Origin of the sequence: Micromonospora sp. NPDC023966 (assembly GCF_040639095.1) — a bacterium.
Lineage (GTDB): Bacteria > Actinomycetota > Actinomycetes > Mycobacteriales > Micromonosporaceae > Micromonospora.
Window position 1 is genome coordinate 1 of the sequence record NZ_JBEZZJ010000033.1, and the last position, 26,436, is coordinate 26,436.

General features: G+C 72.2%; 25 protein-coding genes and 1 pseudogene. 11 read left to right on the forward strand and 15 right to left on the reverse strand.

The features are described 5' to 3' along the window. Positions 1-92, forward strand: a pseudogene (locus AB0F68_RS28450) (phytochelatin synthase); the annotation flags it as partial. Between the two features lie 70 nt (positions 93-162). Here AB0F68_RS28450 and AB0F68_RS28455 read toward each other — a convergent pair. After that, positions 163-819 (reverse strand): DedA family protein, encoded by a 657-nt coding sequence (locus tag AB0F68_RS28455; RefSeq protein ID WP_357343744.1) that lies wholly within the window; start codon positions 817-819, stop codon positions 163-165. A 23-nt stretch (positions 820-842) separates the two neighbouring features. After that, positions 843-1,199 carry a VOC family protein gene (locus tag AB0F68_RS28460; RefSeq protein ID WP_357343746.1) on the reverse strand — a complete coding sequence of 119 codons (357 nt, stop codon included), beginning with the start codon at positions 1,197-1,199 and terminating at the stop codon, positions 843-845. Positions 1,200-1,355: 156 nt separating this feature from the next. Here AB0F68_RS28460 and AB0F68_RS28465 point away from each other — a divergent pair, with 156 nt between their 5' ends. Continuing rightward, positions 1,356-4,208 carry an aconitate hydratase gene (locus AB0F68_RS28465; protein ID WP_357343748.1) on the forward strand — a complete coding sequence of 951 codons (2,853 nt, stop codon included), beginning with the start codon at positions 1,356-1,358 and terminating at the stop codon, positions 4,206-4,208. A 120-nt stretch (positions 4,209-4,328) separates the two neighbouring features. On the opposite strand, the gene AB0F68_RS28470 is transcribed toward AB0F68_RS28465, so the two are convergent. Continuing rightward, a complete protein-coding gene (locus AB0F68_RS28470) occupies positions 4,329-5,747 on the reverse strand; it encodes an MFS transporter (protein ID WP_357343750.1) in 1,419 nt (472 codons plus the stop codon). Positions 5,748-5,832: 85 nt separating this feature from the next. On the opposite strand from AB0F68_RS28470, the gene AB0F68_RS28475 reads away from it, so the two are divergent. Together AB0F68_RS28475 and AB0F68_RS28480 are read left to right on the forward strand one after the other, a co-directional pair. Beyond that, the gene (locus AB0F68_RS28475) at positions 5,833-6,459 is read left to right on the forward strand and encodes a CGNR zinc finger domain-containing protein (RefSeq protein WP_357343752.1); all 627 of its coding nucleotides are present in this window, start codon (positions 5,833-5,835) and stop codon (positions 6,457-6,459) included. A 312-nt stretch (positions 6,460-6,771) separates the two neighbouring features. Further along, on the forward strand, positions 6,772-7,068 hold the full coding sequence (locus AB0F68_RS28480; protein WP_357343754.1) for a GNAT family N-acetyltransferase: 297 nt from the start codon (positions 6,772-6,774) through the stop codon (positions 7,066-7,068). A gap of 30 nt (positions 7,069-7,098) precedes the next feature. On the opposite strand, the gene AB0F68_RS28485 is transcribed toward AB0F68_RS28480, so the two are convergent. Beyond that, complete coding sequence (locus tag AB0F68_RS28485; RefSeq protein ID WP_357343860.1) at positions 7,099-7,980, reverse strand: fructosamine kinase family protein; 882 nt, start codon at positions 7,978-7,980, stop codon at positions 7,099-7,101. Between the two features lie 194 nt (positions 7,981-8,174). Between AB0F68_RS28485 and AB0F68_RS28490 the strand changes: the two genes are divergently transcribed. Further along, positions 8,175-9,365 (forward strand): serine hydrolase domain-containing protein, encoded by a 1,191-nt coding sequence (locus AB0F68_RS28490; protein ID WP_357343757.1) that lies wholly within the window; start codon positions 8,175-8,177, stop codon positions 9,363-9,365. 48 nt (positions 9,366-9,413) lie between these two features. Here AB0F68_RS28490 and AB0F68_RS28495 read toward each other — a convergent pair whose 3' ends face one another. Further along, a complete protein-coding gene (locus AB0F68_RS28495; protein WP_357343759.1) occupies positions 9,414-10,634 on the reverse strand; it encodes an IS110 family transposase in 1,221 nt (406 codons plus the stop codon). Between the two features lie 384 nt (positions 10,635-11,018). On the opposite strand from AB0F68_RS28495, the gene AB0F68_RS28500 reads away from it, so the two are divergent. The 5 genes from AB0F68_RS28500 to AB0F68_RS28520 all read left to right on the forward strand — a co-directional run bounded on the left by AB0F68_RS28500 (position 11,019) and on the right by AB0F68_RS28520 (position 15,202). Continuing rightward, positions 11,019-11,996, forward strand: coding sequence for a HEAT repeat domain-containing protein (locus tag AB0F68_RS28500; RefSeq protein WP_357343761.1), 978 nt, complete (start codon positions 11,019-11,021; stop codon positions 11,994-11,996). 105 nt (positions 11,997-12,101) lie between these two features. Next, positions 12,102-12,614 (forward strand): tetratricopeptide repeat protein, encoded by a 513-nt coding sequence (locus AB0F68_RS28505; RefSeq protein WP_357343763.1) that lies wholly within the window; start codon positions 12,102-12,104, stop codon positions 12,612-12,614. Positions 12,615-12,737: 123 nt separating this feature from the next. Further along, the gene (locus AB0F68_RS28510) at positions 12,738-13,250 is read left to right on the forward strand and encodes a putative immunity protein (RefSeq protein ID WP_357343765.1); all 513 of its coding nucleotides are present in this window, start codon (positions 12,738-12,740) and stop codon (positions 13,248-13,250) included. Positions 13,251-13,280: 30 nt separating this feature from the next. Then, entirely contained in the window at positions 13,281-14,216 is a 936-nt protein-coding gene (locus tag AB0F68_RS28515) for an Imm1 family immunity protein (RefSeq protein WP_357343767.1), read from the forward strand. Positions 14,217-14,410: 194 nt separating this feature from the next. Then, positions 14,411-15,202, forward strand: a complete 792-nt coding sequence (locus AB0F68_RS28520) for an aminoglycoside phosphotransferase family protein (RefSeq protein ID WP_357343769.1) — start codon at positions 14,411-14,413, stop codon at positions 15,200-15,202. A gap of 56 nt (positions 15,203-15,258) precedes the next feature. On the opposite strand, the gene AB0F68_RS28525 is transcribed toward AB0F68_RS28520, so the two are convergent. From AB0F68_RS28525 to AB0F68_RS28555, 7 genes are all read right to left on the reverse strand, one after another. Next, positions 15,259-15,867, reverse strand: a complete 609-nt coding sequence (locus AB0F68_RS28525) for an ATP/GTP-binding protein (protein WP_357343771.1) — start codon at positions 15,865-15,867, stop codon at positions 15,259-15,261. After that, positions 15,848-16,237 (reverse strand): DUF742 domain-containing protein, encoded by a 390-nt coding sequence (locus AB0F68_RS28530; protein ID WP_357343773.1) that lies wholly within the window; start codon positions 16,235-16,237, stop codon positions 15,848-15,850. Before AB0F68_RS28530 ends, AB0F68_RS28525 begins: the two co-directional genes overlap by 20 nt. Then, a complete protein-coding gene (locus AB0F68_RS28535) occupies positions 16,234-16,659 on the reverse strand; it encodes a roadblock/LC7 domain-containing protein (RefSeq protein ID WP_107078620.1) in 426 nt (141 codons plus the stop codon). Before AB0F68_RS28535 ends, AB0F68_RS28530 begins: the two co-directional genes overlap by 4 nt. 63 nt (positions 16,660-16,722) lie before the next feature. Continuing rightward, on the reverse strand, positions 16,723-19,197 hold the full coding sequence (locus tag AB0F68_RS28540; RefSeq protein WP_357343775.1) for a nitrate- and nitrite sensing domain-containing protein: 2,475 nt from the start codon (positions 19,195-19,197) through the stop codon (positions 16,723-16,725). A gap of 80 nt (positions 19,198-19,277) precedes the next feature. Continuing rightward, positions 19,278-20,843, reverse strand: a complete 1,566-nt coding sequence (locus AB0F68_RS28545; RefSeq protein WP_357343777.1) for a prenyltransferase/squalene oxidase repeat-containing protein — start codon at positions 20,841-20,843, stop codon at positions 19,278-19,280. Continuing rightward, positions 20,840-21,715 carry a terpene synthase family protein gene (locus AB0F68_RS28550; RefSeq protein WP_357343779.1) on the reverse strand — a complete coding sequence of 292 codons (876 nt, stop codon included), beginning with the start codon at positions 21,713-21,715 and terminating at the stop codon, positions 20,840-20,842. Before AB0F68_RS28550 ends, AB0F68_RS28545 begins: the two co-directional genes overlap by 4 nt. After that, positions 21,712-23,100 (reverse strand): cytochrome P450, encoded by a 1,389-nt coding sequence (locus AB0F68_RS28555; RefSeq protein ID WP_357343781.1) that lies wholly within the window; start codon positions 23,098-23,100, stop codon positions 21,712-21,714. The genes AB0F68_RS28550 and AB0F68_RS28555 overlap by 4 nt, the downstream gene beginning before the upstream one ends. Positions 23,101-23,460: 360 nt before the next feature. Here AB0F68_RS28555 and AB0F68_RS28560 point away from each other — a divergent pair, with 360 nt between their 5' ends. Continuing rightward, positions 23,461-23,709, forward strand: a complete 249-nt coding sequence (locus AB0F68_RS28560) for a DUF2630 family protein (RefSeq protein WP_357343783.1) — start codon at positions 23,461-23,463, stop codon at positions 23,707-23,709. A gap of 67 nt (positions 23,710-23,776) precedes the next feature. On the opposite strand, the gene AB0F68_RS28565 is transcribed toward AB0F68_RS28560, so the two are convergent. The 3 genes from AB0F68_RS28565 to AB0F68_RS28575 all read right to left on the reverse strand — a co-directional run bounded on the left by AB0F68_RS28565 (position 23,777) and on the right by AB0F68_RS28575 (position 26,428). Then, positions 23,777-24,706, reverse strand: a complete 930-nt coding sequence (locus AB0F68_RS28565) for an RIO1 family regulatory kinase/ATPase (protein WP_357343785.1) — start codon at positions 24,704-24,706, stop codon at positions 23,777-23,779. A 162-nt stretch (positions 24,707-24,868) separates the two neighbouring features. Beyond that, complete coding sequence (locus AB0F68_RS28570; RefSeq protein ID WP_357343787.1) at positions 24,869-25,513, reverse strand: HAD family hydrolase; 645 nt, start codon at positions 25,511-25,513, stop codon at positions 24,869-24,871. 60 nt (positions 25,514-25,573) lie between these two features. Beyond that, on the reverse strand, positions 25,574-26,428 hold the full coding sequence (locus AB0F68_RS28575) for a carbon-nitrogen hydrolase family protein (RefSeq protein WP_357343789.1): 855 nt from the start codon (positions 26,426-26,428) through the stop codon (positions 25,574-25,576). Positions 26,429-26,436 lie beyond the last annotated feature (8 nt).

The window sequence follows — 26,436 nt, forward strand, 5'->3', positions numbered from 1 at the left end:
CCGACTCCGCCGACCCGAACATGGCCTCCTACCGGATGAGCGTGGACAACCTCGCCGACTGGATCGCCACCCGCGGCTACAGCACCTCCTGACGATCCAGCACAGCAAGCAACACGAAAGGGCCCGACCCCACCAGGGGTTGGGCCCTTTCGGCGTCTGGCGTCAGCGGTCGCCGGCGTGCACCGGCTCGTCGGCCTCGGCGGCCGCCTCGACCGGCTCCAGTCGCCGGGCGCGGCGGCGCAGCCACCAGGTGCTGGCCAGGCCGGCGAGGACCGCGAGGACCAGCCCGGCCCAGGAGATGTCCTTGAGCCAGTGCTCGGCCGCCCGGCCCACGGAGAAGAGCAGGTACGTGGTGCCGAACGCCCAGACCAGGCCGCCTGCCGCGTTGGCCAGCAGGAACCGGCGGTACGGCACGTGCAGCGCTCCGGCCAACGGGCCGGCGAGGATGCGGAGCAGGGCGACGAACCGCCCGAAGAAGACCGCCCAGACACCGTGCCGGGCGAAGCTCTGTTCGGCGCGGGCGAGCTGCGCCTCGCCGAGGTGCTTCGGGAAGCGCCGGCCCAGCCGTTCGAGCAGTGGCCGGCCGCCGCGCCGGCCGACGGCGTACCCGATGGAGTCGCCGATGATGGCTCCGGCCGCGGCGGCGGTGGCCACCCACTCGGGTTCGACCACCCCGGTGGCGGCGAGCAGGGCGGAGCTGACCAGCACGATCTCGCCGGGAAGCGGGATGCCCATGCTCTCCACGCCGATCACCCCGGCGACGATCAGGTAGACCACGCCGGGGGGCAGCGCGGAGAGCCAGTGCTGTACGTCGACCACGCCCGAACCCTACCCGCGGAAGCTCAGTCGACGGGTGCGAGGAACTCCAGGCGGTTGCCGTGCGGGTCGTACGTGTGGAACCGCCTCATGCCGGGAATCTCGTCGTCGCCCCAGGTCACGGGGTGGCCGTCGGCGTCGAGCCGGGCGGCCAGCTCGTCCAGGTCGGGGCGGAGCAGCGCGGGGTGCGCCTTGCGGGCGGGCCGGAAGTCGTCCTCGACTCCGAGGTGCAGCTCGACGCCGTACCCCGTGAACCAGCAACCACCGCGGGCGGCGAGGGCCGGCGGTTTGGGCTTCTCGACCAGGCCGAGCAGGCCGCCGTAGAACGCCCGCGACGTGTCCTCGGAGCCACGTGGGCAGGCGAGCAGGACGTGATGGATCATGGAGGTACCTCCTCGTCCCGAACCCTGGCACGAGGTTGCGCGAATAGCAAGACGGACGTACGGTTTTGTTGAGACCGACGCGGGTAAGTGTTGCCTAACCACGGCAGCACCCCGGCCGGTGCGACAAACTGCTCAGGACTACTCACGGTCGCTGGTGTGAAGGAGTACGACGTGGCGAGCCTCGACACCTTCGGTGCGAAGACCCAGCTACGCGTCGGTGACGCGAGCTACGAGATTTTCAGGATCGACAAGGTGGAGGGCCACGACCGACTGCCCTACAGCCTGAAGATCCTGCTGGAGAACCTGCTGCGGACCGAGGACGGCGCGAACATCACCGCCGACCACATCCAGCAGCTCGGCGGCTGGGACCCCACCGCCGACCCGAGCGTGGAGATCCAGTTCACCCCGGCCCGGGTGCTGATGCAGGACTTCACCGGCGTGCCCTGCGTCGTCGACCTGGCCACCATGCGTGAGGCCGTCCGCGACCTCGGCGGCGACGCCACCAAGGTGAACCCGCTCGCCCCCGCCGAGCTGGTCATCGACCACTCGGTCATCGCCGACCTGTTCGGCCGCGAGGACGCCTTCCAGCGCAACGTCGAGCTGGAGTACGAGCGCAACAAGGAGCGCTACCAGTTCCTGCGCTGGGGCCAGACCGCGTTCAACGAGTTCAAAGTCGTCCCGCCGGGCACCGGCATCGTGCACCAGGTCAACATCGAGTACCTGGCCCGCACGGTCATGGAGCGCAACGGCCAGGCGTACCCGGACACCGTGGTCGGCACCGACTCGCACACCACGATGGTCAACGGCCTGGGCGTGCTCGGCTGGGGCGTGGGCGGCATCGAGGCCGAGGCCGCGATGCTCGGCCAGCCGGTCAGCATGCTGATCCCGCGGGTCGTCGGCTTCAAGCTCTCCGGCGAGATGCCGGCCGGCACCACCGCCACCGACCTGGTGCTCACCATCACCGAGATGCTGCGCAAGCACGGCGTGGTCGGCAAGTTCGTCGAGTTCTACGGCCCCGGCGTGAGCGCGGTTCCGCTGGCCAACCGGGCCACCATCGGCAACATGTCCCCGGAGTACGGCTCCACCGTCGCGATCTTCCCGATCGACGCCGAGACCGTCCGCTACCTGGAGCTGACCGGCCGCGACCCGCAGCAGGTCGCGCTGGTCGAGGCGTACGCCAAGGAGCAGGGCCTCTGGCACGACCCGGACCGCGAGCCGCAGTACTCGGAGCGGCTGGAGCTGGACCTCAGCACCATCGAGCCGTCCCTGGCCGGCCCGAAGCGCCCGCAGGACCGGGTGCCGCTGGGCTCCGCCAAGACGCTGTTCCGCTCGGCGCTCACCGACTACGTCGCCGCCGACTCCGCCGGCGAGCGCGAGCTCAAGCCGGGCGTCGCCCGCGAGCAGCTGCCGCGCGGCGCCAACGGCCCGGCCGACGAGGCCAGCGCCGAGTCCTTCCCGGCCAGCGACCCGCCGGCCAACGAGTTCAGCGACCCGGCCGACGAGCCGCGCGACCTGGAGACCGCCGCGGCGGGCGCCGGCGGCCGCGCCACCAACCCGGTCCGGGTGACCAGCCCCGACGGCGTCGAGTACGAGCTGGACCACGGCGCCGTGGTCATCGCCGCGATCACCTCCTGCACCAACACCTCGAACCCGCAGGTCATGATCGGCGCCGCGCTGCTGGCCCGGAACGCCGTGGACAAGGGCCTGGCCCGCAAGCCGTGGGTGAAGACCACCCTGGCCCCGGGCTCCAAGGTCGTCATGGACTACTACGACCGCGCCGGCCTCACCCCCTACCTGGACAAGCTCGGCTTCAACCTGGTCGGCTACGGCTGCACCACCTGCATCGGCAACTCCGGCCCGCTGCCGGAGGAGGTCTCCGCCGCGGTCAACGAGGGCGACCTGGCCGTCGTCTCGGTGCTCTCCGGCAACCGCAACTTCGAGGGCCGGATCAACCCGGACGTCAAGATGAACTACCTGGCGTCCCCGCCGCTGGTGGTCGCGTACGCGCTCGCCGGCACCATGGACATCGACCTGGCCAACGAGCCGCTCGGTGAGGACGCCCAGGGCAACCCGGTGTTCCTGCGGGACATCTGGCCGAACAGCGCCGAGATCCAGGACGTCATCGCCTCGGCGATCGGCGCCACCGGCTTCAGCGCCGCGTACGCCGACGTCTTCGCCGGTGACGAGCGCTGGCAGTCGCTGCCGACCCCGACCGGTGACACCTTCGCCTGGGCGGGCGACTCCACCTACGTGCGCAAGCCCCCGTACTTCGAGGGCATGGAGCGCGACCCGAAGCCGGTGCAGGACATCGCCGGCGCCCGGGTGCTGGCCAAGCTGGGCGACTCGGTGACCACCGACCACATCTCCCCGGCCGGCTCGATCAAGGCGGACTCCCCCGCCGGCAAGTACCTCGCCGAGCACGGCGTGGCGCGGCACGAGTTCAACTCGTACGGCTCCCGCCGGGGCAACCACGAGGTGATGATCCGGGGCACCTTCGCCAACATCCGGCTGCGCAACCAGCTGGTCCCGGGCGTCGAGGGCGGCTTCACGGTCAACCACCTGACCGGCGAGCAGACCTCGATCTACGACGCCTCGATGGCGTACCAGGAGGCGGGCGTCCCGCTGGTCATCCTGGCCGGCAAGGAGTACGGCTCCGGCTCGTCCCGCGACTGGGCGGCCAAGGGCACCATGCTCCTCGGGGTGCGGGCGGTCATCGCCGAGTCGTACGAGCGGATCCACCGCTCGAACCTGATCGGCATGGGCGTCCTGCCGCTGCAGTTCCCGGTCGACACCACCGCCGAGTCGCTGGGCCTGACCGGCACGGAGACCTTCTCGATCAGCGGCGTCACCGCGATCAACGAGGGCGACACCCCGCGCACCGTCAAGGTCACCACGGACACCGGCGTGGAGTTCGACGCCGTGGTCCGGATCGACACCCCCGGTGAGGCCGACTACTACCGGCACGGCGGCATCCTGCAGTACGTGCTGCGTCGCATGATCGCCGGCTGACGCCGTACCCGAACGAAGGGCCCCTTCCCGCGAGCGGGGGGAGGGGCCCTTCGGCGTTTCCGGCCCCGCGGGCGGGCGCCGATCGGGAATCTCACGGATCACGCGAACGCCGTCGGCGTCTCACGTGTGTGGGGTGGAGCCGGCATCGAAGGAGTCGCGTAGTCGGGGTATGGGTGAGAGCAGGAGGATGAGCACGGGGAGTGCAAGGCCGGCGGCGCCGATGAAGAGTCCTGTTCGGACGGTTGTGGCTTCGGAGAGCACGCCGGCGGCGGCAGAGCCTATTGGCAGGGCGCTGTAGCTGGCCAGCCGCATGACGGCGTTGACGCGGGCAAGCAGGCGTGGCGGGGTGACCGACTGACGCAGCGTGACGGACCCGATGACGGATATCGCGACGCCGGCTCCGGCGAGGAAGTGCGACATGGCGATCAGCGGGCCGGCGAACTGGGGCGCGGTACCGGCAAGTGGTACGAGGAGTGGGGCGGCACAGCCGACCGCCGTTCCGGCGGTGAAGGCCGGCCCGAAACCGACGGCACGCACCGCATGGGGTGCCAGCGCCGCGCCGAGGACGGCGCCGACGCTGCCGAGGCTGATGAAGAGGCCGAGCGCGGCGGCGGACAGGTGCAAATCGTTGAGGGCGTAGACGACGACGAGGGTTTCCCCGAACTGCACGAACAGGTTGAAGGTGAAGGCTTCCAGGCAGATCACCCGAAGATAGCGTTCGGTGGTTACGAGCCGTAGACCTTCGCGGATCTGGCGTCCGGCGAAGGCCAGCCCCCTGCGTCCGCCGGGCGCGTCGATCGGCTCGGCGGTAGGGCTGTCGCCGCCGAGTCGAGTGTTCGACGGAACGTCGCGGTGCCGAAGCCGATGCAGGGAGAGCGCGGACATCGCATAGGTGAGCCCGGTGACCAGCAACGCGGCCGGCGCAGTGATGGTCTGGACCAGCAGGCCGGACAGCCCCGGTCCGCCGACCTGGGCCGCCGAGTCGCTCAGCGACAGTTTGCTGTTGCCGTCGACGAGTTGCCCGGGTGGTACCAGCCGGGGCAGATAGGACAGGTAGGCGATGTCGAAGACGACCGTCGCGGCGCCCACGAGGAGGAGGGCGACGGCGAGGGTGCCGACCTGCAGCAGGCCCAACAGACCGGCTACCGCCGTCACGACGACCAGGCCGGCGCGACCAAGGTTGGCCACCATCATCGCCGGACGCGGGGCGTGCCGGTCCAGCCAGACGCCCACCGGCAGGGCCAGGACAACGAAGGGGATCGTTTCCAACACCCGCAGCAGCGCAACGTCGGAGGCGTCGGCGCCCAGCTGGGTAACGGCGAAGAGCGGGATGGTGAAAGCCGTGATCTGGGCGCCGACGACCGAGATGGTCTGCCCGGACCAGAACCGGCGGAAGTCGCGATCCCGCAACAGGGTGGACGGCGTACCACGCCTGCTGGTGGCCGCGGTCTCACCCGGGTCGCGACGAACCGGCGCCGAAGCGGATGGGGGCGCCTGGTCGGCGGCCGAGGTCAATGCTGATCGATTCTCCACGAGCACCCTACTGTAACTAGCGTAAGTCAGACGCAGGTTACGCGCGTCGAGGTGTAACCTGTCATCGGGATTAGCCGGTGTCAAGCGGAGGATGATCGAGTTGACCGCAGGTCAGACGCGCGCGGCACCTGCGCGGGCGCCGGAGCCGCTGGCTCGGGTGCAGGATTTCCTCAACTCGGTGCACGTCGAGCGAGGCACCGACGAACTGGCCGACCCTGCCGCGGCAACGCGGTTCCTCGCCGGCGAAATGGGTCCGGACACCCGTCGGCGGCTCGATGACGGCTGGGTGATCTCCAAAAGCGACGTTGACCGGCTCCTGGGAGTACGCGCGGCGCTGCGCGCCCTGATCCGCGTCGGAACCGGCGAAACCGAGCGTGCCGAAGCCGCCCGCACGCTGTCAGAGACTGCGCAGTCCGTCCCCGTCGCGCTACGCGTGGACCCGGATGGACGGCTCCAGGTCGTGCCCGCCGGCACGGACTGCGACTGGTTCATCGGCCAGCTGATGACATCGATCCAGCAGGCCCAGGGAGCCGGAACGTGGGAACGGTTGAAGATCTGCCGGGCGGATGCCTGCGCCTGGGTCTTCTACGACACGTCACGCAACCACTCCGCCACCTGGTGTGCCATGGGTGTCTGCGGCAACCGGCAGAAGGTGACCCGCCACCGGGAACGCCGCCGGCAGTCCCGAAGCGACGAGCCCCTGACGGGCCAGGACTGACATGCCGCCTCGACCGCGCCAGCCCGCCACCGCGAACGATGTCATCGTCCGCCCACTCGACGCGGACCGGTGGCCCGACCTGGAGCGGCTCTTCGGACCGCGTGGCGCCCAGGCGGGCTGCTGGTGCATGTGGTGGCGGCTGTCCGCCCGGGACTTCACCGCGGCAACGCCCGATGCCCGCCGCCGGCTCATGGCGCAACGCGCCAGCGAGCACCCGGCAGCGGGACTACTCGCCTACGACAACGACGAGCCGGTCGGCTGGGTCGCTGCCGCCCCCACACCGAGTTCACCCGACTCGACCGTTCCCCCATCGTGGTGCGCCATCAGAGCAGGCCCGGCGACTGGGCGATCACCTGCTTCTACGTCCGCCCGGACAGACGCGGTCAAGGCCTGGCGAGCGTCCTGCTCGACGCCGCCATCGCAGCCGCCAAGGCGGCCGGGGCGCGGCACCTGGAGGCGTATCCCATCGCGGCGACGAACAATCAGCCCGCCGCCGACATGTTCCCCGGCACCCTCAACCTGTTCCTACGAGCCGGCTTCACTGAAGTCGGCCGGCGACGGGGACGCCCCACCGTCCGACGCTCACTCAGCGACGGAGGGCAACGCTGACCGCTGACGGCGGTCAACCGTCGGGCTTCGTCAGGTTCGCGTCCGGAACGGGGCAAGGGTGGCGCGAACCTGTTCGCCCGCGCCCCAGTCGTCGTCGAACTGGGCCAGCACGGCGAGGTGTTGCCGCAGCTGGACGATCGGCATCCGGGCCCGCCAGTCGTCATCGAGAACGGTCAGCTCCGCATAGACCTCGAAGAACCGTTGCGCCTCGGGCGGGGGCGAGGTGGACCACACGTGGGCGAGGTCGACCTCGGCCCACATGTAGGACACGGCCGGGTCGATCAGCGCGGGCTGCCCGTCCGGGGTGGCCAGGACGTTCTGTGCCCACAGGTCGCCATGCGTCAGGCATGCCGGCCGGTCGGGCAGCAGGTCGGGCAGCCGGTGACACAGCCGCTCCAGCGCCGCCCGGTCTCCGCGGTCGAGTGCCGCCTCGACGCGGGGCTGCCCGAGCCACCGCAGCAGCCGGTGCTGTGCGAAGAAGGCAAAGCCGTCGTCATTCCAGGTGTTGACCTGCCGGCGGCGGCCCAGCCAGTTGTCGCGGTGCCACCCGAAGCGGGGATGAGTCGTGCTCAGGTGCAGGCGGGCGAGCGCGTGCGCGAACTGCTCCCAGAAGGTCTCGCTGCGCGGCCTGGGCCGCAGCACCGACAACACCATCAGTTCCCGGTCCGCCAGGATCACCTCGGGAGTCGCCACGCCGCCGAGCTCGCGCAGGGCGGCCAGCCCTTCGGCCTCCGCGAGGAAGACGTCGTCGGCCGGCGGGTCGGCGAAGGCCTTGACGAACACCGACGGCGCGTCCTGACGAGTGGCTATGCCCGCGAGCGCCGCGACCCCACCCGTCGCCGGCTCCACCGTGACGACATCGCGCATCCCGGCCCGGTGCAGACACTCCAGCAGGAACGCCGTTGACCGCATCACGACGGGCTCCTCCTGTCCGGGGCGCTTGTTCGCAAGATCTTATGTGAACACCAGCCTCCGCAGGATCGACCTCCGGGCCGAGCGCACCCTCGTGCCGATGAGCGGTACTGCTCGGACGGAGACTTTTTTCGGGGACGTGTGGTGGTCGCGCAACGTGTAACTTGCGAACGGACGAGACGAGGAGGAGACAGGTGGCTGCGGGCGGCTTCTCGTCGAAACGGCTGGCTCGGTTGCGAGAGCTGCTCGAGCGTCACGTCGACTCCGGCTTCGTCCCTGGTGTGGTGGCCGTTCTCGCCCGCCACGGCGACGTGCGGGTCGAAGCAGCGGGGAATCTCGCGTTCGAGGGCGCGGGGTCGGCGACGCCGATGGCAGGCGACACGATCTGTCGTATGGGCTCGATGACGAAGCCGATCGTCGCCGCGTGTGCGATGACGCTCGTCGAGGACCTCACCCTCCGCCTGGATGACCCGGTCGACGACCTCCTCCCGGAGCTGGCGGACATGACCGTGCTCGCCGATCCCGACGGGCCACTGGACGACGCCGTTGCGGCGAGACGCCCGATCACGCTGCGGGACCTGCTGACCTTCACCCTCGGCACCGGCATGGTCCTTGCCGAGCCGGGCACGGTCCCGATCTCCGACGCGCTGAACGCACTCGGCAGGTCGGCGCCGGACGAGTGGATGCACCGGCTGGGCGCGCTTCCGCTCGTCCACCAGCCGGGTGAGCGCTGGATGTACGACACCGCCGCCGACGTGACGGGTGTGCTCATCGCCCGGGCCACTGGCATGTCCTTCGGGGATGCCCTGCGCGAGCGGATCTGCGATCCGCTCGGGATGAAGGACACCGGCTTCAGCGTGGGCGGCGAGAGCCTCGGCCGGCTGGCGACGGCGTACGAGCGTGACAATGCCGCCACCGGTGAGCCGGTCGTCGAAGACGCCCCCGACGGGCGGTGGAGCCGCCGGCCGGCGTTCGAATCAGGTGGTAGTGGGCTCGTGTCGACCGCCCACGACTATCTCGCCTTCGCCTCGGCTCTGCTCGCGGGCGGTATCCACCAGGGCGAGCGGGTGCTCTCGCGGCCCTCGGTGCTGCTGATGACCAGCGACCACCTGACCCCGGCGCAGAAGGCGGTCTCCGGGTTCTGGCCGGGGTACTTCGACGCCATGGGCTGGGGTTTCGGGATGTCGGTCCGCACCCGCCGCACGCACCTGGGCCCCTCGGTCGGGAGCTACGGTTGGCCCGGCTTCTACGGCACCGCCTGGTACAACGATCCCGCCGAGGACATGGCGACGATCCTGATCATGCAGCGGGCGCACGCGGGCGACCAGAGGCTGCCGAGGTCACAGGACTTCTGGACTGCTGTCTACCAGGCGATCGACGATTGACCGCGGGCTCCGGAGACCGCCAGGTCAGACATCCCATGTCGTTTGGTGTCAAGCGGCGGCGGGTTGGGTTCGGTGGGCCCAGGCGGTGGTTTCGTCGTAGCGGGTGCCGGTCTTGATGCAGCCGTGGAGGATGCCGGTGAGGCGGTTGGCGAGTTGGCGCAGTGCGGCGTGGTGGCCGGTGCCGCGGGAGCGGAGTTCGTCGTAGTAGGCGCGGGCCCCGGCTGAGGCTCGCAGGGCGCAGAAGGCTTGCCGGTGCAGGGCGTCGGCGAGGCGGTCGTTGCGGGCGTAACGCGCCAGGACGACGAGTTTCTTGCCGGACTGGCGGGTGATGGGGCTGTTGCCGGCGTAGTTCTTGCGGCTGCGGGCATCTCGGTAGCGGTCGGAGTCGTCTCCGAACTCGGCGAGCACCCGGGCCGCCAGGACGGTGCCCAGGCCGGGCTGGGACAGGTAGATCTCAGCGTCCGGGTGCTGGTGAAAAGACTCGCTCACCTCGCCCTCGAGGGCGCGGATCTGGCTGTTGAGAGCGGCGATCAGCGCCACCGCAGCTTGGACGGTGGCGGCGTAGGCGGCCTGCACCGCCGCCGGTTGCGGCAGCTGCTCGGCGCGCAGCACCTGCTGGATGGCCTCGGCGCGCTGGTCGATGTTGCGGCGGCCGGCTCGCCGCAGCGCGGCGGCGATCTGCGACCGGGACAGCCGCGCCGCGCGGGCCGGATCCGGTGCCCGGCCCAGCAGCTCCAGGGCCTCGCCGGCGTGCAGGTCGTCGAAGGCGGCGATCGCGGCGGGGAAGAACTCCCGCAACGCCGCCCGCAGCCGCAGCACCTGCCGCTGCCGATCCCAGATCAACGTCTGATGCACCCGAGCGAGGATCTTGACCGCCTCGGCGGTGTCACTGTCACCGGCCACCGGGCGGTGCCGGTGCCGGTCAGTACGGACCAGATCCGCCAGGGTTCGCGCGTCACCGGTGTCGCTCTTGGCCCCCGAGGTCGAGTGCCGTTCCCGATACCGGGCTACCTGCATCGGATTGACTGCGAACACCTGATACCCGGCGGCGACCAGAGCGCCCACCCACGGGCCGCGGTCGGTCTCGATCCCGACCACCACCTGCGACGGCTCCGCGTCACCGGGCAGGTGTTCGGCCAGCAACGCGTGCAGCCGAGCCATCCCGGTCACACCCTCGGGCAACCGTGCCCGTGCCAGCCGCCGGCCCGTCTCGTCCTGGACCTCCACATCGTGGTGATCCTCAGCCCAGTCATCACCGACGAACAGCACCCGCGCTCCTCCCCGCCAATCCGGTCACCACGGCAGCTCAAGGAGGATCACTCGCGGCCTAATGGTCAAGTGCTCACCGGTCTCACCAGGGCCGGGGCACGTCATCCCATCAGCGATTCAACCCTCCTCACCACCGGCCGGGGCACGGTCTGACCTTAGGACTCGACAGTCCAGGCGGCCTGAGTGCTCACCGGCCGGCGGCTACCGGAACCGAGTGTCCTACGACAACCCGGTACGACCCATTAGGCGGCGGTGTCCGCACGCGCCGCCCGGAGACCGGACCAGTGACCGGTGACGACGGGGATACGCTGCCCCCGCCATGCGGGCGTTGGACCGTCGGGAGACAGGCCCCGGTCTACGCCTCACCTTGGGTAGGAGGTCCCGGTGACACTGGCCGACCTGTTCCGGTACGCCGACGGCACGCTGGATGATGATCCGTGGCCGCTCGTGCGGGAGCTGGCTGCGAGCGGTGATCGCGCGGCGGCACCGTCCGTGCAGGCCGCGCTGGAACGCTACGCCCGCGAGCGCAACTGGTACGGCCGGGACCTGATGGCGCACGTCCTGGCCGGACTGTCCGGGGCCGAGGTGTTCCCGCTGTTCCTGCGGGTCTTCGCTGACGCGCTGCGCGGCGAGGACGACGATGACGGGGAACGACTGGGCATGGCGTTGGGCGCTGCCATGCGAGCCGATCGGGTCGGCTGCCGGGCCGTCATCCTCCCGATGCTCGCCGCCGATGATCCCGACTTGCGCAGAGCCGCGCTGTGGGCGCTCCGCGATGTGTTCGAGTCGCCCGACATGGGGACGCTGCGCGAGGCGCTGGGCGACACCGATCCGGCGATCCGGCGGACCGCCCTCAACTCACTGCCGAGGGTGGACGAGAACCCGCAGGCATATGAGCTCGTCGTCACGGCCCTGCAGGATCCGGACGCCTGGATCCGGCACGACGCCGTGCTCCTGCTGGCCTGGTCCGCCCCGCCGGCGGTCGTCGATCATCTGGTTCCGCTGACCTCCGATCCCGTCTGGTACGTCCGTTCGGCGCTGGGCGAGGCGATCGGCCGCCGGGCCGCGAACTCCGATCGCGTCCCGGCCGCAGCCGCCGCCCTGCGGAAGCTGCTCGCCGACTCCGAGGCGTCGGTGCGGGCCGGGGCGGCCCGCGGCCTCGGCCTGCTGGGCGTGTCGCTCGACGCGCTGCAGTCCAGGACGGACGACCCGGACTGGTGGGTCCGCGCTGCGGTCGCGAATGTCCTCGCCGCCAATCTGCGACGCTGGCCGCCCGCACGTCCGCTGCTGGCCCAACTGACCGACGACACAAATCCGACGGTGCGGGAGACCGCAACGGCGGCACTCCGCGCCTCAGAATGACACCGGCCGGAACTGGTGACGTCCACAGCGGGCGACCCGGCGCGTGCTCGTTGGGCCTGCGATAGGGTGAGTTGATCTTCAACTGGTACGCATGGGGGCTGCCGCGTGACGACCGACGTGACGCCCGAGCTGGCCGAAGCGATCCAGCGCGGCTACGACCAGCGCGACCGGGCGAACATGGCGCCGACGATCGCCTACTTCCAGGCGCTGCTCGCCGAACACCCTGACCACCCCGTCCTCGTGTACGAGGTGGGTGGCGCCTACGACACCGCGGGCCAGGAGGAGACCGCCCGCGGCTACTACGAGCGGGCGCTCGCCCTCGGCCTCGACGGCGACGTCCTGCGCCGGTGCCTGTGCCAGTACGCCAGCACCCTGCGGTGGCTCGGCGAGCTGGACGAGTCGCTGGCGGTGCTCGACCGGGCCCGCAGGGAGTTCCCCGACTCCGACTCCGTACGCGTCTTCCGCGCCCTGACCCTCAACGACGCCCAGCGGCCGGACGAGGCGGTGGCCGAGTTGCTCACCGTCGTCACCGAGCACGCGGAGGTCACCGACCTCGGGCGGTGGGCGGTCGGGCTGCGCGGCCTCGCCCAGTGGCTCGCCGACGGCCGCCCCGAGTAGGAAGCAGCTACCCTGCACACGGCCGGCGACCCCGGGTCGGAGCGCACGACGCCCGACGGCCTGCTCCAGCTCGAACGACGAGACAGTTGAAGATGTCCGTCCCTTGGAGAAGGAGGGCACAGCATGATCCTCCCGAAGGTTCGGGACCCTCGCTTCATCACGCTTCGTCGCGGTGGAACCCTCACTGATTCGAATCATCACCTCCTCGCTCTCTGGGCGGCGTCGTGCGCCGAGCACGTCCTTCACCTGTTCGAGTCGGTTCAGCCTGAGGACCCACGACCACGTGAAGCGATCGAGCACGCCCGTGCCTGGGTGCGTGGTGAGGTCACGATGATGCAGGCTCGCGCGGCGGGCGGCCATGCCATGGGCGCGGCCAGAGACCTCCGTGGGGCAGCACGGCATGCCGCGTACGCCGCCGGCCAGGCAGGGGTTGTCGCCCACGTCGCCGCGCACGAACTCGGTGCGGCCGCCTATGCGATCAAGGCCGCACGTGCCGCCGCGCCGAAAGGCGAGAGCGAGGCCGCAGGGCGACTTGAGTGCCGATGGCAGCGTGACCAGCTCCCGGAGGCGATTCGCGAGCTCGTGCTCGACGACCAGCGGTTGCGGAATGACATCTGCTGGTCGGTGTTCGACTGACTGTCGATGACGCCAGGATGTAGGAGCGAGATGGACTGGCTCGAGGATCAGATCGAGGCGGCACGGCGCAGTGGTGCCTCGTCGCTGGATCTGTCTGGGCGCTCGTTGGGAAGCCTGCCGGAGTCATTGGGCAGCCTGACCGCCCTCACCAGGCTGATCCTGGCCGGCAATCAGCTGTCATCGCTACCGGAATGGCTGGGTGACCTGACCGCCCTCACCGAGCTGGGCCTGGGCAACAACCGGCTCACCGCTCTGCCGGAGTCGCTGGGCAACCTGACCGCCCTGACCTGGCTGGGCCTTTCCGGCAACCGGCTGTCGGTGCTGCCTGAGTCGCTGGGCAACCTGGCGGCGCTCACCTGGCTGGACCTGACCGACAACGATCTGGCGGTGCTGCCGGAATGGCTCGGCAACCTGACGGCGTTGACCCGGTTGGATCTGACCGACAACCGGCTCACCGTGCTGCCCGAGTCACTGGGCACCCTAGCCGCACTCGCTCGGCTCGATCTGACCGGCAACCGGCTGACCGTGGTGCCGGAATGGCTGCGCGACCCCATGGCTCGCGAGCAACCCGTGAAGGCAGCTGCGCAAGCGTGGATCGACGGCACCCGCACGACCGTGACCGGCGCCGCCGACCTCGACGTCATCCTCGACCGGATGCCGTCCAGCGGCCTGTCGCTGATCAGCGAGGACGGCGTCCGGTCCTTGCACGTCACCCTTGCTGGGGGCCGATCCGGGCTGGTGTGGGAGGCCGAGGACGAGATGATGCTCAGCTGGGGACCGGTACCGCCCGGTGCCCCACCCGGCATGACAGCCGGCGACGCCGAAGACGCGTTCTCCGACCCGTGGTTCACCGTCGAAGGCGCCGAACCCTTCGAAATCACCGAAGGACAGGCCCGCCGGGCAGCCCACGAATTCCTCCGCACCGGCCGTCGACCCACCAACGTCCAGTGGGTCGACCAGCCATAGGTCAGGCCGGGTGTGGCAAGCCGACATCCACACCGACCTAATCGGTTGGCACCACACCGCCTGACCGCATTAGCGTGCCAGCCGTGCCCATCCATGACGACGAGGTCCGAGCCACCGTCGGGCAGGTCCGCCGCCTGCTGGCGGCCCAGTGCACGCAGTGGGCCGCCCTTCCCGTGACACCCCTGGCGGACGAGTTGGAGGGCACCGACCACGTGCTCTTCCGGATCGGCAACGAACTCGTCGCCCGAATGCCCAAGATCGCCGGGGCGGTCGACCAGGCCGATTCCGATGCGCGATGGCTGCCCTTGCTGGCCTCCCACCTGCCGGTGCGGATTTCCGTTCCGCTTCACCTGGGCGAGCCGGGCGCGGGATACCCGTGGCGGTGGACCGTGGTGCCGTGGGTCGTGGGGAGCACGCCTCCCAGGCTCGGCTGCGACGACGTACCCCTGGCCCGCGATGTGGCGGCCTTCGTTCGCGCCCTCCACCGGGTGGATTCGGCTGGGGGTCCACTCAAGCCACCGGGCTCTCGCGGGTCCGCCCTGCGCCACGCCGATGCAGCCGTCCGCCGTGTGCTGCCCCGGCTCGCAGAGCATGACGACGGCTTCGACGTGACCGCGGCCGAGGCGGCCTGGGACGCCTGCCTGGCCACCCCGGAGTGGGACCGGGACCCCGTATGGATCCACGGTGATCTGCAGCCGGGCAACCTGGTCACCGACGGCGGCCGACTGGCCGCGGTCATCGACTTCGGCGCACTCGGTGTCGGCGATCCGGCGCCGGACGTGGCTCCGGCGCTGTGGACCTTCACCGGCGCGGCCCGGGAAGCCTACCGAGAGGCGATCGCGTACGACGGCGCCACGTGGCGCCGCGCCTGCGGCTGGGCCCTCGCGCCGTCGCTGACCGGCATCGACTACTACCGGCACACCTTCCCGCGCATGGCCGAGCACGGCCGCCGAATGGTCCGCGCAGTGATCGCCGAACTGACGTGAGTGCCACTGCCAGCCGACCGGAAACGCGGTACTAGCCTGTCCCCCGGTCCGCCTGGTCAGTCGGCGGCGGCGCGGCGGCGCTCCTCGCGCAGCTTCATGGCGTACTCCAGCAGCGTGATCAGCACCTCCTTGACCGACTCCCGATTCCGCGCGTCGCAGAGCACCACGGGCACCTCCGGGTCCAGGTCGAGCGCACCCTGCACCTCGTCGAGCCGGTAACGCTTGGCGCCCTCGAAGCAGTTCACCGCCACCACGAAGGGCGTGCCCCGCCCCTCGAAGTAGTCGATCGAGGGGAAGCAGTCGGCCAGCCGCCGGGTATCGGCGAGCACCACCGCCCCGATCGCACCCAGCGCCAGCTCGTCCCAGACGAACCAGAACCGGTCCTGCCCGGGGGTGCCGAACAGGTAGAGCACCAGGTCGTCGCTGAGGGTGATCCGGCCGAAGTCCATCGCCACGGTGGTGGTGGTCTTCGTCTCCACGCCGGACAGGTCGTCGATGCCGATCCCGGTCTCGGTCAGCACCTCCTCCGTCCGCAGCGGCCGGGTCTCGCTGACCGCGCCGACCAGGGTGGTCTTGCCGACGCCGAAACCGCCGGCGATCAGGATCTTGATCGCGGTGGGCAGCGGCGTCGCGCCCGCCGGCCGCTCAGAGCGCCCGTAGTCCATTGATTACCGCCTCGAAAACACTGTCGTCGGGAAGGCCGGCGGGGGTCGCGCGCGGCTCACGGACCTGCACCAGGCTGCGGGCTGCCAGGTCGCCCAGGAGAACCCGGACGGTGCCCACCGGCAGGTCGAGATGGGCGGCGATCTCGGCCACGGACTGGATCCGCTGGCAGAGGCCGACGATCGCCACGTGCTCCGGGCCGAGCCCGGATTCCGAGGCCACGTCCGCCCGGGTCGCCGTGACCAGGGAGATCAGGTCGAACGTGCCGGTCACCGGGCGGGCCCGGCCACCGGTCACCGCGTACGGGCGCACCACCGGACCGGCGTGGTCGTCCACCCACTCGTGCTCCGCGGTCTCCCCCTGGCCGTTCATCGCGTCGGATTCTCGCCGAGGGGCTGTTCCCGGGTGGGTGAGGCGACGAACCGGCCGACCCGGGTGACCAGCATGGCCATCTCGTACGCGATCAGGCCCACGTCGGCGTCCTCGGACGCCAGCACGGCCAGGCAGGCGTTGCGCCCGGCCGCGGTGACGAACAGGAACGACGACTGCATCTCGATGATCGTCTGCTGTACCTGGCCACCGCCGAACCGCTTGCCCGCGCCCCGCGCCAGGCTCTGGATGCCTGCCGCCATCGCCGCCAGGTGCTCGCCGTCGTCCCGGCTCAACCCGCGCGACGAGGCCATCAGCAGTCCGTCGGTGGAGAGCGCCACGGCGTGTTCCGCCTGCTTGACCCGGCCGACCAGGTCATCCAGCAACCACGTCAGGTCCGCGCTCGAAGCCGTCTTCTGCGCCACTCGTCGTCCTCTTCTCCCCCGGCTGGTGTGCCGTGCTCGTGCGGGATCGCCGGATCGGCGTCCCTAGCTCGCCTGACCGTCGCCGGTGTCCGGCGCGCCGGCCTCGTGCGCCCCGCCGAGCAGCCGGGCCGCGTCGGTCCGGCCGCGTCGGGTGCCGCTCTGGTAGGAGCTCATCATTCGGCGCACCTGCTCCGGCGGGCGCACCGTGTCGTCGTCCTCGTCGTCGTCCGGAGTGGACGCGTCGTGCCGCAGCTCCGGCGCCAGGTTGGCCTGGCGGACCCGGACCGGGAGACCGCCGTCGGTCCGGGACGCGGCGTCCGCCGCCCCGGCCGAGGGTGGGTCGGTGGGCCGGGCGTCCACCGGGGTCAGCGCCGCGGTGGGCTCGGTCAGCGCGGGCTGTCGTTTCCGGGTACGCGCCGGCAGCCCGGACGGGGTGAGCCGGGGCTCGTCCGCATCCGCCTCGGGCGCCGGGTCGGTCTGCTCCGTGCCCTCCTCGACGGCCTCCGCGACGCCGGTGTTCTCGGCCACCGCCACCCCGGCGGCGGGCCGGTCGCCGACGGGCTCGGCCGTCGGGCCGTGCGCCGCGGTGAGGGCGGGCGCGGCCGGGGCGGGCTGCCCGGTGCCGACCGGGAAGCCGCCGGAGGTGCTCGGGTCCGGCCCGTCCTGGGTGACCAGCTCGATGGGGATCAGCACCACCGCCGTCGTGCCGCCGTACGCCGACTCCTTGAGCTGTACCTTCACGCCGTGCCGCTCGGTGAGCCGGCTGACCACGAAGAGGCCGAGCCGGGCGGCGTTGGCGAGGTTCAGCTCGGACCGGTCCACGATGCGCCGGTTCGCGGCGGCCAGTTCCTCCGCGCCCATGCCGAGGCCGCGGTCCTCGATCTCGATGGCGAAGCCGTTGGCCACCAGCTGGCCGCGTACCTCGACCGTGGTGTGCGGCGGCGAGAAGGAGAGGCCGTTCTCGATCAGCTCGGCCAGCAGGTGGATGACGTCGCCGACGGCCCGGCCGGTCAGCGACACCGCGCCGAGCGGCCGCACCGTCACGCGGGTGTAGTCCTCGACCTCGGCGACGGCGCCGCGGACCACGTCGACCATCGGCACGTTACGCCGCCACGCCCGGCCCGGCGTCGAGCCGGAGAGGACGATCAGGTTTTCCGCGTTGCGCCGCATCCGGGTGGCCAGGTGGTCGACGCGGAACAGGTCCTCCAGTTCCTCGGCGTCGTGCTCCCGGCGTTCCATGGAGTCGAGCAGGGTGAGCTGGCGGTGCACCAGCGCCTGGGTGCGCCGGGCCAGGCTGAGGAACACCTCGCGGACGTTGCGGCGCAGCTCGGCCTGCTCGACGGCGGTCCGGATGGCGGTCTCCTGCACGGCGTTGAACGCCTTGCCGACCTGCCCGATCTCGTCGTCGCCGGTCTGCAGCGGCGGCGCCTCGCGGGCGACGTCCACCTCCTCGCCGTGGCCCAACCGCTCCACCACGCTGGGCAGCCGCTCGTTCGCCAGCCGGAACGCCGCCTCGCGCAGCCGTTCGAGCTGCCGGACCAGCGCCCGGGCGGTGGTGATGGACACGACGACGGACGCGACCACGGCGATCAGGCCGAGGCCGGCGGCGAGCACCAGCCGGAGGATGACGCCGACGGCGACCGGGGTGGCCCGGGCGACGATGTCGTCGCCACCGGCGATGATCACGCCCCGCAGGTCCTCCATCGACCGGCTGGCGGCGGCCTGCCAGGCCGCGGCGGTGACCGGCGGGCGCACGTCGCTGCCCTTGGCCGCGAGCACCCGGTCCTGGAGGGTGCGCAGCTGCCGGAACGCCTCTCCCTCGGTCATCTGCTGGTAGCGCGCCCGGTCGGTCGGGGCGAGGTCGCGGGCGGTCCGGTCGGCGAGGAACCACTGGGCGCCGACCAGCCGGGCGAAGGCGGTCTGCTCGGACAGGGTCATCCGGTTGGCAGCCACCGCTCCGGTGAGCAGCGCGTCCTGCTGGGACAGCAGCTCCCGGGTCCGGTTCAGGTCGATCAGCGCGGCGGTGTCCCGGGCGATCTCGTCGTCGTCCAGACCGCCCAGCGCGTCGAAGACCCCGAAGATGGCGTCGACCGCCTCGTTGTACGCGGCCAGCGTCGCGGTCCGGTCGATGGTCTTGCGGCCCACCTCGGCGCGTACCTCGCCGAGCTGCTCGACCTCGGTCTTCAGGTCGGCGATGCGCTGCTCCAGCTCGTCGCTGGCCGGGACCTCGGTGCGCCAGTCCTGCGCGGAGCGCCACAGCGCCGCGGCGCTCTCGTCGGTGCGCTGCCGCTGCGCGACGAGTTCCTGGAGCTGGTCCGGGTCGGACTGTCCCAGGTACAGCAGCGACAGCCGCCGCTCGTTCTGGAGCTGGAGCAGCAGCGGGTCGCTCGGCTCGAAGACCCGCGCGTTGAGCGCCTGCACACCCAGCAGGTTGAAGCCGTCCCGGACGGTCACCCACGCCGCGAAGGCCCAGAGGGCGATCAGGGACGCCAGCAGGGCGATGATCTTCGTACGGAGATTCGTACTGCGGGAACCCATCACACCGTCCTGGCCCGGTATTCGATCAGTCCGAAATCCGATCGACTCCGGCGCACGCTAGCAGCCGTCGTGAACTCCATTCAAGCGATCCTGATCATGGTGTTGCCGGCGCCGGCGGATTCGCCGTCTGACCAGGACGCGGCCAGCACGGCCGCGTGCACGATCAGTGTCGGACGGTAAAGGTCCTTGTCGTGCCACAACGCCGGCCCGTCGGCGCGTCCGTCCCACTCGGACAGTCGATGCCGTCCCCGCACGATAGCCGCGGCGACCCGGGTGTCCTCCGGCCGCCCGGCGCCGGCCAGCGCCAGCACCGCGTACGCGGTCTCCTCGGCGGTGCCGCCCCACCGCCCCCAGGAGCCGTCCGCACGCTGGGTCTCCAGCAGCCAGCCCACGGCCCGGTCGACGGCGGCCCGCGCCGCGGCGCCCGGAGCGTGGTCGGCGAGCGCCAACAGCACGCAGTAGGTCGCGTAGTACGCCGACGCGTGCCAGCGGTCGCCCCACCGCCCGTCGGGCTCCTGCCGCTCGACCAGCCAGCCGGCGACCCGGTCCACGGTGGCCGCGACGCCGAGGTGGGCGGGGTGCTGGCCGAGGGCGTCGAGCACGTGCGCGTTCGTGGTCACCGACGCCCCGTCCTCCCCCGGCCAGGTGCAGAAGTGCCGGCCGGTGTCATATGGGTCGAGCCGGGACACGTCGAGCGGCCGGCCCAGCCGGGCGAGCGCGTAGAGGGTCACCGAGGTGGTGTCGGCGTCGGCGGGCAGCCCGGGCCCGGTGGCCGCGCCCGCCACGCCGACGGCCGCCCGCAGTTCGGCCACGAGCGACTCGGGGACGGTCAGCGGCACGCCGGCCCGGGCCAGGATGCCGAGCACCCAGGCGCGCTCGAAGACGGTGATCGGACTGGCGCAGGGCACCGGTCCGCGCCCGCCGACGGCGTGCAGGTAGTCCAGGGCGGGGCCGGGATCGGGGCGACCGAGCCAGGCGGCCGTCGCGGCGGGCGAGGCGCCGACCGCACCCGCCTCGGCGGGCCGTACCCCGGCCGCCCGGCGGGCCTGCTCGCCGCCCACCTCCAGGGCGTGCGCCAGCTTCTCCGGGACGGGCCGGCCGGCGGCCAGCAGGCCGCGTACCCGGTTCAGCCGGCCCGGGTCGAGACCGGCCGGCAGCGGCAGGCGCGCCCCGGCCCACTCGGCCAGCCCGGCCGGAGGCTGCGCGAGGTGCCGTTCGACGGCCTCCCGTAGCGCCGGCAGGATCAGGTCGGTCGCGGGCAGGTCGGGCGGGGTGCCGGCGTCGAGGGCGCCGGCCAGGAAGGCCAGGCCCCGGTGCGCCGCGCCGGCCAGTGCCGCGGCCGGACCGTGGTCGCCGCGGCGGAGCACGGTCAGCAGGGCCTCGGTGGCGCTCAGCGTGGGCACCAGGGCGTACCCGCCGGGGCCGCCCCAGCCGCCGTCGGCGCGCTGCCGGTCGAGCAGCCAGGAGACGCGGACGTCGTGGCCGGGCAGCCAGGGCGCCAGGCCGACCAGCCGGCCGGTCTCGTAGACCGACGCGGAGGTCTCCCCCGCAGGGTTGGCCACCATGGCCGCGACCAGGTCCCGGACCGGCCCGGCGCGCCGGTCGTCGGGGTGGGTGACCGGCGCGCGACCGGCGGTGAGGCTCACCGGGCGCCCCAGAAGTCGGTGAGCCGGTAGAACCCACTGGTGAAGCCGAGCTGCCGGGCGAGGAAGTCGGCTTGCCGGGGGCAGTCGGGGGCGAGGTCGGCCAGCAGCCGCCGGCAGTGGTCGACCTGCTCCGCAAGGCGTCGCTCGATCTCCGCCGGGTCGTCCACCAGCATGAGCGCGTTGAGGTCGCCCCACTCCCGGTCGCGCTGGTGGGTGCCGAGGTCGTTGACCAGCCGCAGGGCCCGCTGCACCTCGTCGCTCACCGCGATCAGCCGGGGCAGCGCGCGGTGCGTGCCGGGGTCTCCGGTGTGGATCCAGTGCGCCACGTTCACGACCGTGGCGGCGAGGTTGTCGGCGTTCGCCAGGTAGTCGGCGAGGGTGGGGTGGTCGGCCTGCTTCCATTCCCACTCGCAGGCCATCGCGTCCAGGGTGCGTTCCATGGCGTCCCGCCACGCCCCGCGCAGCTCGGCGTAGGCCGGGGTGGCGGCGAGGTCGTCGCGCAGCTCGGCGAGGAACCGGCCGAGCGGGTCGTCGGGCGCGGCGCCGTCGACCACCGCGAGGCAGGACTTGACGATCCGGTCGACCTCCGACCGCGAGGCCGCCAGGTGGTCCACCTGCCAGTCGACCGCGAAGCCCCAGAGCACGGCGCGGTTGGTCACCGCCAGTTCCTCGGCGGTGCACCAGGGCGCGCTGAACGTCATGGCCAGCGAGATGCTGCTGAACAGCGCCGCGTCGAAAGGCCGGCCGGGGAACAGCTCGGTGTGGCGGGCTGCGCACCGTTGCAGGTCGCGCTGGCCCTTGGCGGCGAGCGCGCAGATCCGCCCCTGCTCCGCCGCGGCGGCGACCGGGTCCGACACCTCCCCGCCGGTCATGCCGGCTCCGCCCGGCGGTCGGCGGCGAGCAGGGTCAGCTCGACCCGCTCCCGGGGCCGCAGCGCCGCGGCCAGCCGCAACCCGGGTACGCCGGGGCGGCGCAGCCGGAAGCGGTAGCGGCTGAGCATCGTGGCGAGGATGAGCTGCGCCTCCAGGTAGAACAGGTACATCCCGAGGCACTGGTGGGGGCCGCCGCCGAACGGGAAGTGGGCGTACCGGTGCCGGGCGCGGACCCGTTCGGGCCGGAAGCGTTCCGGGTCGAACTCGTCGGGCCGGTCCCAGAACTGCCGCATCCGCTGGGTGATCAGCGGGCTGGCCACCATGGTCGCCCCGGCCTCGATGGGCACGCCGTCGATGACGTCGGCGGCCACCGCGCGGCGCGGGATGATCCAGCCGATCGGGTAGAGCCGGAGCAGCTCGTCCAGGACCATCCGGGTGTAGGTGAGGTCGGCGAGGTGCTCGCGGCGGACCGGTTCGTCGCCGACCACCCGGTCGATCTCAGTGTAGAGCCGGTCGGCGACGTCGGGCCGCTGCTCCAAGTGGGGCCAGGCCCAGGTGAGCACGTTGATGGTGGTCTCGGTGGTGGCCGCGAACATGGCCACGGTGTCGTTGCGGACCTGCCGCTCGTCGAGCTGCCGGCCGTCGTCGGTGCGGGCCCGCCAGAGCGTGGAGATGATGTCGTCGCCCTGGTCGGCCACGGCCCGGGTCTCCCGGACGATCGGCACCAGCACCTCGTCGACGACGCGGACCGCGCGGCGGAACGAGCGGTCCCCCGGCATGGGCAGGGAGAGCGGGGCGAACGGCACGACGATCCGGGGGATCACGGCGGTGGCGATGACGTCCTGCGCGTCGATCACCCGCAGCGCGTCCGGCACGGAGATCTTGTCGGCGAAGAGCACCCGCATGATCGCCCGGCTGACGATCCGGGCCTGCTCGGCGCCGATGTCGACGGGGCGCCCGCTGCGGAACGGCTCGTCCAGCTCGTCGACGGCGTCGCGGATCGCGTCGGCCATGCCGTCGATCAGCGCCTCCACCCGCTTGGCGGTGAACATCGGCTGGAGCATCCGGCGGCTGGCCGACCAGATCTGCCCCTCGCCGAGGATGCCCTCGCCGAACAGGCGCTTGACCGGGCGCCAGAACAGCCCGTCGCCGGCCCGCTCGTAGTTGTCCGCGCGGTCGCGCAGCACGTGCTGGACGTGCCGGGGGTGGGTGGCCAGGTACGGGCGGAACGATCCCAGGTTCAGCCGGACGAGCGCGCCGCCGGTGCGGTTGCCCACGTCGATCAGCGCGCGGGCCGGGTCGCGGAGCAGGCCGGGCAGGATCTGCCGCAGGGGAACGGGGTGGGGCCGCCCGGTGGGCCGGGGCTCGGCCGGCGACTCGTCCACGTGAATGGCTCCCTCAGTTGTACTCAGGGTCGCGACGTCGTCATGACCCGTGACGCTGCCCGCGAGCATGCCATCCTGAACGACGGATCAAAAGACGGACAGGAAAATATCTCACTGCGCAGCAATCCCGCTGTCGACAATGGAGCCGGTGGGATTTGCGTCACGCCGGAAGGCTTCCGGCGCGGGCCCTTCCTCCATGGTGGACGCCGCACCCGGCTCCCGGCGCAGGTCCGCGCCGCGCGGCGGGTGGCACGCCAGGCGTGCCGGTCCCCGGACCGGCCCCGCCCCGCCGAGCCGGCCGCCGGCGGCTCCATGGCCAGAATGCGGGCGCGTGCCCGCCCCCTGTGCCAAGCTTCGGGCATGGACGACAAGACCATCCTGAGCCGGATCTCCGAACTCGTCGACGAGGAGCACCGGCTGCGCGCCGCCGCGCAGGAGCACGAGGCCGGCACCGACGACGATGCCCGGGAGCGGCTGCGGGCGCTGGAGGAATCCCTCGACCAGTGCTGGGACCTGCTCCGCCGCCGCCGCGCCGCCCGCCAGGCGCACGGTGACCCGGAGGCCCAGGGCCAGCGCCCCGTGACGGAGGTCGAGCGCTACCTCCAGTGACGGGCCGGCAAAACCGCCACGTGCCGGCGTCCCGGGCGGGACTGCTCCCGCCCGGGACGCGGCGCGCTCAGCGGATGCCCGCCTCCCGCAGCAGCACCTCGGTCAGCGCCTCCGGGTCGGTGTCCGTGGCCGGCAGGCCGCGGGCCGCGAACCAGGTGCCGACCACCCGGACGTCCCGGTGCAGGAACTCCGCCCCCTGCGGGTTGGCCACCACGTCGACCACCTGCGGCAGGTCGATCATGACCAGCCGCCCGGCGTGCACCAGCAGGTTGTACGGGGACAGGTCGCCGTGTGCGTACCCGGCGCGGGCCAGCACGACCAGGGCGTCGACCAGCTGCTCCCACAGGTCGCGCAGCTCGGCGCCCTCGGGCCGGAGCTGGGCCAGCCGAGGCGCGGCCTGGCCCGACTCGGCGTCCCCAACGAACTCCAGCATCAGCTCGGTGCCGAGCAGCTGCACCGGATAGGGCACGGCGATCCGCCCGGAGGCGGCGCCGATCTCCCAGAGCCGGGCGAGCGCGGCGAACTCGGCCGCCGCCCACTGCCCGGCGATCATCTGGCGGCCGAACGAGGTCCGGCCGGCCATCGCCCGCATCTCCCGGGACCGGCGCACCCGGCGCCCCTCCAGGTAGCCGGCGTCGCGGTGGAAGAGGCGGTGCTGGGTGTCCCGGTACCGCTTGGCCGCCAGCAGGCAGCCGCGGCCGGTGTCCGGCACGGCCCGGCGGACCAGGTGAACGTCCGCCTCCTTGCCGGTCTTCAGCACCCCCAGCTCGGTGTCCTTCGCGGCCAGCTCGGTGACCAGCCAGTCCGGGTGGGGTTCGGGCCCGTGCACGGCCTGGTCCCAGGAGGACCAGCGGTCCTCCGCGTCCGGCTCGGCATCGGGGTCGGCGAGGGTCGGCTCGGCGTGCCGGCCCCGCTTCAGGTAGTTGGGTTCGTCGTCGTCAAAGCGGCTCTTGCCGCGGCCACGGCGCTGCGGCGCCGGGAACTCGTGATCGCGCACGGGTGGATCGGTCCTTCGATCGAGGCTGGTGGAGGCAGGCGATACGACCCTGCAAAGACGGCCATGACCGACCTCCTCTCCTCGACCGGGCACCGCCCGGTTACGCCCTCGCGCCGCACCATGGTCACGGGCGGCCCGAAACGGGTCAACCGAATTTCCGCCTCAGCCGGCCAGCACCGCGGCCACCGCCGCGATCAGCCCGTCCGCCGTCCGGGTGGGCGCGAACCGGGTGTCCGGCCAGCGGCGCCCGCGGTGCAGCCAGACGCTCGGCAGCCCGACCGCCGTCGCCCCGCCGATGTCCGCCTCCGGGCTGTCACCGATCACCCAGGCGCCGCGCAGCGGCATCCGGGCCCGCTGGGCGGCCAGCGCGAAGATCCGCGGGTTCGGCTTGCTGACCCCGGCCTCCTCGGAGATCACCCAGTCGGCGACGTACCGGTCCAGCCCGGTCCGGCGGATCTTGGCGTCCTGCTGCCGTGACGTGCCGTTGGTGACCACCACCGGCACCCAGCCGGCGTCGTCGGCGATCCGCAGCGCGCAGGCCACCAGCGGGTCCAGCCTGGTGAACGCCACCACGCCGTCGTGCAGCTCCTCGACCAGGTCGATGGAGGGCATGCGCAGCCCGTACCGGTCCCGGATGGCGTCCGCGACGTCCCACCGGTCGGTCAGGCCGTCGGCGTCCACGGAGAGCAACCAGTCGATGTCGGTGGGCGGCGCGCCGATGCTGTCCAGGAACCGCTCACCCCAGGCACGGAACGGCCCCTCGCGGTCGAGCAGGGTGTTGTCCAGATCGAGCAGGAGCAACGGCACTCGCGCACCTTACGGGACCGGGGTGCGCCACCGACAGGCCCGAGCGCACCCGGTCGTCCGTCAGCCGACGAGCGTCGTTCGGGCGAGCCCCTGGTCGGGCAGGCGGTCGGCGAGCATGCTGTGGGCCGCGCGGGTGGCGCCCAGGGCGGCCGGGTCGAGGGTCGCCACCAGTACGTCCTCGCCGGTGTCCGCGCCCCGGGCCAGCGGCCGGCCCTCCGGCTCGTAGACCGCGGCCCCGCCGTTGAACCGCCACGGGTCCGCGCCGCCGACCGCATTGGCGAACACCACGTACATGGTGTTGTCCAGGGCGCGCGCGGCGTAGTAGAGGTCGCGACGGTGCTCCGAGCCGGCCAGGTAGCCGCTCGGGCAGAGGTAGCCGTGCGCGCCGTCCGCGGCGGCCGCCCGGCCGTGCTCTGGGAAGCAGCCGTCGTAGCAGATGCCGAGGCCGAACCGCCAGTCGTCGACCAGCAGCGTGGCGCCCCGCCGGCCGGCGTCGAACAGCTCCCGCTCGCCGCTCCAGAGCTGCTGCTTGTCGTACGCGGCGGTGACCGCGCCGGTCGGGTCGACCACCAGCGAGGTGATGGTGCGCCGCCGGTCGGGGTGCCGGACGGCGGCGCCGATCACCACGCTCGCCCCGCCCTCGCGGGCAGCCGCGCGCAGCGGGTCCAGCCGCGGGTCGTCGACCCGCCCCTCGGGATCGGCGGCCACGTCGGTGCCGGTCGGGTCGGCGCCCAGGGTCGGCGGGTGGTACGCGGGCAGGAACAGCTCGGGCAGCACCACCACCCGGGCGCCGGCGGCCCGGGCGACGAGGCGGGCGGCGGTGGCGGCGTTGCCGGCGACGTCACCGGGAACCGGCTCGGCCTGCACGGCGGCCACGGTCAGCGGACGGGTGGGGAGGGACACGACCTGGGTCACCGGAGGAT